The sequence below is a fragment of the Desulfoplanes sp. PS50 genome (assembly GCF_053851535.1).
This window is the reverse complement of sequence record NZ_JBSPZA010000012.1, coordinates 76,473-84,150: the sequence shown is the minus strand read 5'-3', so window position 1 is coordinate 84,150 and position 7,678 is coordinate 76,473. Positions and strand designations below refer to the sequence as shown.

The 7,678-nt window shown below is 55.6% G+C and carries 4 protein-coding genes; 3 read left to right on the top strand and 1 reads right to left on the bottom strand.

Annotated elements, in window-relative coordinates; all coding sequences use genetic code 11:
* Positions 1-316: 316 nt before the first annotated feature.
* The gene (locus tag ACTVJH_RS07420; RefSeq protein WP_455989013.1) at positions 317-1,030 is read right to left on the bottom strand and encodes a DUF6125 family protein; all 714 of its coding nucleotides are present in this window, start codon (positions 1,028-1,030) and stop codon (positions 317-319) included.
* 618 nt (positions 1,031-1,648) lie between these two features.
* Between ACTVJH_RS07420 and ACTVJH_RS07415 the strand changes: the two genes are divergently transcribed.
* From ACTVJH_RS07415 to ACTVJH_RS07405, 3 genes are all read left to right on the top strand, one after another.
* Positions 1,649-3,070: a sigma-54-dependent transcriptional regulator gene (locus ACTVJH_RS07415; RefSeq protein ID WP_455989011.1), complete on the top strand. Its 1,422-nt coding sequence runs from the start codon at positions 1,649-1,651 to the stop codon at positions 3,068-3,070.
* A gap of 424 nt (positions 3,071-3,494) precedes the next feature.
* A complete protein-coding gene (locus tag ACTVJH_RS07410) occupies positions 3,495-5,549 on the top strand; it encodes a methyl-accepting chemotaxis protein (RefSeq protein ID WP_455989009.1) in 2,055 nt (684 codons plus the stop codon).
* Positions 5,550-5,668: 119 nt separating this feature from the next.
* The gene (locus tag ACTVJH_RS07405) at positions 5,669-7,672 is read left to right on the top strand and encodes a response regulator (protein ID WP_455989007.1); all 2,004 of its coding nucleotides are present in this window, start codon (positions 5,669-5,671) and stop codon (positions 7,670-7,672) included.
* Positions 7,673-7,678: the final 6 nt, after the last annotated feature.

Sequence of the window (7,678 nt, the reverse complement as noted above, 5' to 3'; positions counted from 1 at the left end):
CTCCTGCGCACTGCCTCCTGCGCATTTTTCTGTCTCCGGCCTCCCGCCTCCCGCCTCCCTTCTTTTCCTCCTGCTCGTTCGGGTTTGGGCGAACACAAGGTTCGCCCCTACAAACATTCACCTTCCATTCGCCTCTCCTGCGCACTGCCTCCTGCGCATTTTTCTGTCTCCGGCCTCCCGCCTCCCGCCTCCCTTCTTTTCCTCCTGCTCGTTCGGGTTTGGGCGAACACAAGGTTCGCCCCTACAAACATTCACCTTCCAGTCGCCTTTCCTGCGCACTGCCTCCTGCGCACTGCGCACTTTATCTCCCTTCCTTTCATTCCTCCATCTCAAACCGCCACGCACAATACCACTCTTTGGGATGCTCGTCCGGCGGGCAGCCGATGCAGGTGGTCTGGATGCGCGGATCGATCTCCCGGGCGAATCCCCGGTATTCGACCTTTCCCCCGGACTTGCAGGGATAATCCGCCAGGCCCTTGCGGTTTCGCGCCGTCTGTACCCGACACTTGTTCATCCGGAAGATAAAGGAGGTGGGTGTTTCCTCCACGATCTCCCAGGTGTTGATGTGCGCGTACATGCGCCGGGCCAGGGCCTTTTTCAGTCCCTCCAGGCCGGATTGCTCGGCAAGGCCGAGAATCGCCTTGATCCGGTGGGCCTCCAGGGGGGAAAACCGCATCCAGCAGGTGTCGTTGACCCGTTTGGCATCGTCCATGCCGCAGCGGCTCTCCACCGCCTGGAACCAGACCCCGTCCGCAGCCAGCCAGGATGTGTGCAGAGATTTGGCCAGTTTGTTCAGGGCTGCCTCATCCATCCCGGCGAATAGTTCTTCCCGGGAAGACTTGCCGAACACCCGGCACATCCGGTGTTCCAGAATCCCCTGCAGCCGATCCCCGGCCTCGTGCTCCGCCTCCAAAGCCGTTTTCAGGCCGACCTGATGCACGGCCTCGGCAAACCACAATCCATAGTGGGTCGCGGTCTGACGAATGGTTTCAAGAATCTGATCGATAACGGTATCCCGTTCTTCTTTCATTCCGGTTCTCCTGGTTCATTGTTCAAAATTGGGCACATGCGACATGCTCCTGTAGGGAAAAGGTTCGGTCGCAAAAATAAACATAATCGTTCAGCATAACATTCAATGGGTCAATCGTAAGGCACAACGACATTTCCGCGTAGGGGCGATTCACGAATCGCCCGTTTTCACGAGCCCCGGGAAGCGAGCGAAAACAGTCTTTTGATTGGCGATTGCAGCGGAGCAGATTTCATTTTCCTTGAGAAGTTGCAACTAAACCAAAACCATTTTGTAACCCGTTGTTGTTGAGAAACCCCATATAGCAAGCCCAAACCCAAAAATTTCTGGCAACCCGTTTGCTTTTCTGCACCTCCCGGGGCGCAGAAAAGCGGACGATTCGTGAATCGCCCCTACGAGATTTTGGGTAATGTTGTTAGAGATATTTTTGCTCGAATGCTTGCGAGGCCGGCGAGGGAGTTTCAATCCGCCCCAAACAGGGTGAGCCGGCCATGTGATTTCAGCGACTTAAATACGCCCTCCCCTTGCCCTGACTGCAATGAAAAGACTGCGTGTGGACACCTGCGGTTTGGGCTACATAAATAACCAATACCATTAATCCGTTACGCTGTGAAACCCTGTATGACCACAACCATCCCCCAAAACATTCTGATCATCGACGATCAGCCCAACATCCGGGAACTTTTCAGCACCCTGGCGACCAAGGCCGGACATGCTCCTTTCACGGCAGGGGCCCTGCAGGAGGGGCTGCAGGCGGCCTCGACCCAGGACATCGCCGTGGTCCTGCTGGACATCCGCCTTCCTGACGGCAGCGGACTGGATATCGTTGCCGAGCTCAGAAACATGCCCTCGAGACCCGAGGTCATCGTTGTCACCGGATTCGCCGATCTCGATGGCGCGGAACGGGCCCTGACCCAGGGCGCCTTTGACTACGTACAAAAACCGGCCTCCGTAAAGCAGATCGCCCTGATCCTTCAACAGGCCCTGGCATACCGCAAGGACCGCCTCGAGCGCGAACCCATCCGGCCGGTCGTGAACAATCATATCATCGGCACCAGTCCGGCCCTGACAGCGGCCCTGAAGGAAATGGGTGAAGCCGCACACGGTGAATACAGCGTGCTGATCACCGGAAGTACAGGAACTAGAAAGGAAATCTTCGCCCGTGCGGTTCACGACAACAGCTCCCGGGCAGACAAGCCCTTTGTTACCGTGGATTGTGCCGTACTCACGGAAAACCTGGTGGAAAACGCCCTGTTCGGTCACAGCAAAGGGGCCTTTACCGGGGCCATAACCGACAAGGAGGGGCTGGTCGCCCTGGCCCACGGGGGCACATTGTTCCTGGATGAAATCGGGGAGCTCTCACCGAAAAACCAGAAGGTACTTCTCAGGGTGCTGGAAACCAAGACCTACCGGAGAATCGGCTCGACCAGGGAACGCGTAAGCGATTTCAGACTGATCGCGGCGACCAACAAGGACCTCGATGTTCTTGCCGACCAGGAAAAATTCCGAAGCGATCTGCTCTTTCGGATCCGCTCCCATGAAATCCACCTCCCCCTGCTGAAACATCGCAAAGAGGACATCTGTCTTCTTGTGCAGCATTACACCACCACCATCTGCACCAAAACAGGGATGGCCCCGAAAATCGCGAGCCAGGGATTCATGGATATCCTGGAACATTACGAATGGCCGGGCAATGTCCGGGAACTGGTCAATCTCATGGAACGGGTCATTGCCAAGGCGGCCAAGGACCCGGTCCTGCACCAGAAAATACTTCCCGTAAGCATGCGGGTTGCCGTGCTCAAGAGCCAACTTCACACCCCGAATCCCTGCACCTCGCTTCTCAATCCAGAGAGCTCCCCCCTCTCCTTTGATTCCATTCCGGACTGGAAAAATTTCAAGGATCTCATGTACCACGAAACCGAACGCCGCTATTTCCAGGACCTCTGGAACCACTTTGCCGGCGACGTGAAACAAATCGCCCACCAGGCCGGTCTCACCCGTTCAAGGGTCTATTCCATTTTGAGCAAATACGACATCCAGTAACATCCCCGTCCTTTTGGTTCTGCCATCTTCATCCCCCTTTTGGCACTCTCTCAATGGATCCCAGCAGAAAAGACACATTCTCTGGTTCCGAGAGATTTATTCATTTCCCACATGAATCATGTCCTCTCGTGCATGAAAATCGATATCCAATTTACTCGCCCCCTGTACCAGAAAATTGATAATCATCTAAAATAAAAGGAATACTATTTACCGGCAAAACCGGCACAAATCTTGATTAAGCAAATCAACTCGTTGCCCTACCTCGTGAAACACGGGAGAAGGTGTTCTTCTCGCATCCACCAGGCAAGCAAGAGGCAGTCTCCCAATCACACGGGGTGGGGAGTCATCACAGGATAAACCGGAAAACATCCTTTCGTGCAGGACGATTCCGGCAATCCGAGCCACAAGCTATCAGGAGGGATTTGTGAAAAATTTCAAAATTGGAGTAAAACTGATCGGGGGGTTCATTGTCACGGCGCTGATCACCCTCATTGTCGGGGGTGTTGGGATCTACGTTGCCAAAAACATCACCAACTATTCAGAACTGGTCGGCGGGGTGAATCTTCCGGCCGTGGAAAGCCTGCTCAATCTGGAATCCCAGCTCAAAACCGTGGACGCCTCGGTCAAGGCCCTGCTGAGTCCCAACCTGACCAGGGAAGAACGCGACCATCAATATGCAGAGATCGGAAAAGCACGTGAGATCTATGGAAAAAACATAGATATCTATGCTGCGCTTCCCCATACCCCTGAAGAGGCTGAACCCTTCAAGCAATTCCAGGATGCGACCGGACTCGCCGGGCCGAGAAACAATGAAGTGGTCCAGTTGTCCCAGAAACTCCAGGAAATGGACATGCTCAATCCTATGGGGCTCCTGGAAAAGCTGGAAAGCTTCCGGGGCGATCATTACAAACTGATGGCCCTGGTCGATGAACTGCTTCTGACCGGAAAAAATTTTGAAGGGGGCGGGGATCCCGCGCAATGCGCCTTTGGGAAGTGGAAGGCCGGGTATCAGACCAGCAACCCCCAGATGCAGACCCTGCTGAACGAGATCACGTCATCGCACGATGCGTTCCATCATGCCATCGCCGAGATCAAAGAGCTTGCGGCCCGCAACGAGAAGGCCGCGGCTGAAAATGTGTACTCCGCCAGGCTGCTGCCCAACATGGAACGGGTTTTTGAAAAATTTCGCGAGATGCGTGCCCTCGCCGAACAGGGTACAGCCATCTTTGATAAAATGGCCAAAATCGTTCTTGTGGACAACCGAGAAGACATGGACAAGGTCTTCTCCACAACGGCCAAACTCGTGGCCATCAACGTGAGGGAAGCCAGAAGCCGGGTCGATGAATCCGCGGCAACCGCGAGCACCGGGATCTTCACGGTGATCTGTTTTGTCGGCTTTGGCGTGATCTTCTCCCTGATCGTGGGCTTCATCCTGACCAAGATGATTACCGGGCCCATCCTCAAAGGCGTCGGGTTTGCCGAATCCATGGCCAAGGGTGATTTTACCAGTCAGCTCGACGTCAACCAGAAAGACGAAATAGGCATCCTGGCGAACGCTTTGAACGCCATGGTCATCAAACTCAGGGGCATTGTCGGCGAGGTCCAGTCGGCGGGTGACAACGTGGCCTCGGGCAGCGAGGAACTCAGCTCCACCGCTGAACAGCTCTCCCAGGGTTCCACCGAACAGGCGGCCTCTGTAGAAGAGATCTCCTCCAGCGTGGAACAGATGGCCGCGAATATCCGCCAGAACACAGACAACGCTTTGCAGACGGAAAAAATCGCTACAAAGGTCGCTTCTGACGCCGCGGAAACCGGTGTGGCCGTGGGCGAAACCGTGGTGGCCATGAAGAACATCGCCGACAAGATCTCCATCATCGAAGAGATCGCCCGCAACACCAACCTGCTGGCCCTGAACGCGGCCATCGAGGCGGCCCGGGCCGGCGAACACGGCAAGGGATTCGCGGTCGTGGCGGCCGAAGTCCGCAAGCTGGCCGAAAACAGCGGCAATGCCGCCGCCGAGATCAGCGAACTCTCCGGCTCCAGCGTGGCAAAGGCCGAGTCCGCCGGTAAGATGCTCGACAGCATTGTTCCGGACATCAGGCGAACCGCTGAACTGGTTCAGGAAATTGCGGCTGCCAGCAGAGAACAGGACGCAGGTGCCGAACAGATCAATCAGGCCGTGCAGCAGCTCGATCAGGTCGTCCAGCAGAACGCCTCGGCCTCCGAGGAAATGGCCGCGACCTCCGAAGAACTCTCTTCCCAGGCCGAGCAGATGCAGGCATCCATGACCTTCTTCAATATCGGAAATAACGGTGGCACCTTCAAAACTCGTCAGTCGCGAAGTTCCCATGCTCCCCGAGGAACCTCGCAACCGCAGCTTCCGGTCCGCCATCAGACCGGAAAAACCGAATCCTCAACCAAGGGAATCGATCTCCATCTCGAAGAAGACGTCAAGGACGATGATTTCGAGAAATTCTAAACCGATATGTGCCCCACTTCCTCCCGCTGGATCGCCCCTGGCGATCCAGCGGGAGGAACACAACCATGCTTTCTTCCATCTAGCCAAGCGTACGGGCGTATTCTGTACAAGGAACCTTCATGAACATCTTTCCGGATTGTCTGTCCATTGCAGAGCAGCTCCCTGCCCTGGAACCGCTTTTGGACGAATATTCCTGGAAATTCGACACGGCGGATAATTCCTTTCTCTGTTCGTCCGCCCTGCTCGCCTATCTTGGAGACGAGGAAACAGATCCGATTCGCGGGTTGAGCGGACTCAAGACCTTTATCCATCACGAGGACCACGGTCTGTTCGAATCGATTTGGAATACAGCCCGTCAAACCGGGACAATCAACTCCACCTTGCGCATTGTTCGCAGGAACGGGGCGACCGAGTACATGCTTTTCAAGGGAGAACGGTTCCCCGGAGCAGAGACCGAAATCATCGGCACCTGCCACAGCATGACCAGGATGCAGGATTGTACCCGCGAAGTCCTTTCCCTTGTCGATCATTCCTGCGCGACAGCGCACGTCGACGATCATAGCGCGTGCAAATGGATGCCCTTTCACGAATATGTCCATCTGGTGCATCTGGTTCTGGAACAGTCCGGCTATGGAATCACCTTCACGGACCATGAAGGGATCATCTGTCATGTCAATGAATTCGAGGCCCAGCGAATGGGATGCACCCGACAGGATCTCATTGGAACGACTGCCGCGATCTTGCAGACCGACGAGCACGGATCACCACTGTTTCCCCAATTCCAGAAGCCATTTACCCAGGGCGTCCCGTTTCGGGGCAAACTCGAAATCAAACAACCGCACGGTTCCACCAGGGTGGAGCTCATCTACCTGCTTCCCCTGCGTGATGGACACGGCGTGATCACCCATTATTATATCCGCCGAAAAGACATCACCACTTCGGCGCTGGACGAAAAACGTCGCGCCCAGTCCCGCAATCTGGAGGCCCTGGGCACCCTGGCCGGTGGCATCGCCCACAATTTCAACAATCTGCTCATGGGGATCATGGGGTTTACCGAGATGACCCAGCTCGAGCTTGCAGACGACCATCCTTGCCAGCAGTATCTGAGCAATGTTCTTGTCTCTGCGGAACAGGGCAAGGAACTCGTCGAACAGATCATGACCTTCAGTGGCCGGACCGCACAGGACAAACATCCCCTGCGTATCGGAATCATCATCAAGGAGATACTGAAATCCTTTCAGGAGCTTCTCCCGCCAACCGTAACCCTGAATTACTCCATCACGGACAAGGGAATGAAGTTGATTGCGGAGCCCTGTCAGACCTATCAGATCATCACCCATCTCCTGAACAACGCCATCAACGCCCTGGGCACCACCAAGGGCACCATCGACATGACCCTGACCATTGTCGGCCCGGGCGATCTCCCGGAAGGCTTTCCCGACGACCTGGCCCGGGGAGAATATTTTTACCTGAAAATCGAAGATAACGGGCCGGGCATGCCCGCTCAAACCCTGGAACGGGTTTTTGAACCTTTTTTTATCGCCGGCCCCAACTTCCAGGAAAAAACAGGCATGGGACTTCCCATCGTCTATGCCATCGTCAAAGACCTCCAGGGAAACATCACCATCCAAAGTCGGGAGGGTAAAGGGACCCGCGTCCATATCCACCTGCCCACGGACACCACGCTCCATCGGAGCATTCCCACTGAACAACGGGCATACCACTACGGATACGGGCACATTCTGTTCATCGACGACCAGCCGGAGATCCTCGAGTGGGCCAACCAATCACTGACCACTCTGGGATATACGATCACAGCAGCCAGCAAGGGCAGCGACGGGCTGGCCCTGCTCAAACAGGATCCTTCCCGATTCGATCTCGTGGTCACCGACCTGGTCATGCCGGATATGGACGGGATGGAGGTCATAACCACCATCAACCAGATCGCTCCGAACATCCCGGTGATCCTCTGCTCCGGACACGATCGGGAGACCGTGGCCGCAGAGGCCCAAAAAGCCGGGGTCGCCGGCATGCTGACCAAGCCGTTCACCATGGCGAACTTTTCCAGAATGATTGCCACGGCATTGCAGCAAAACGATGCTGCATGCGCCACAAAACCCTGATTACAT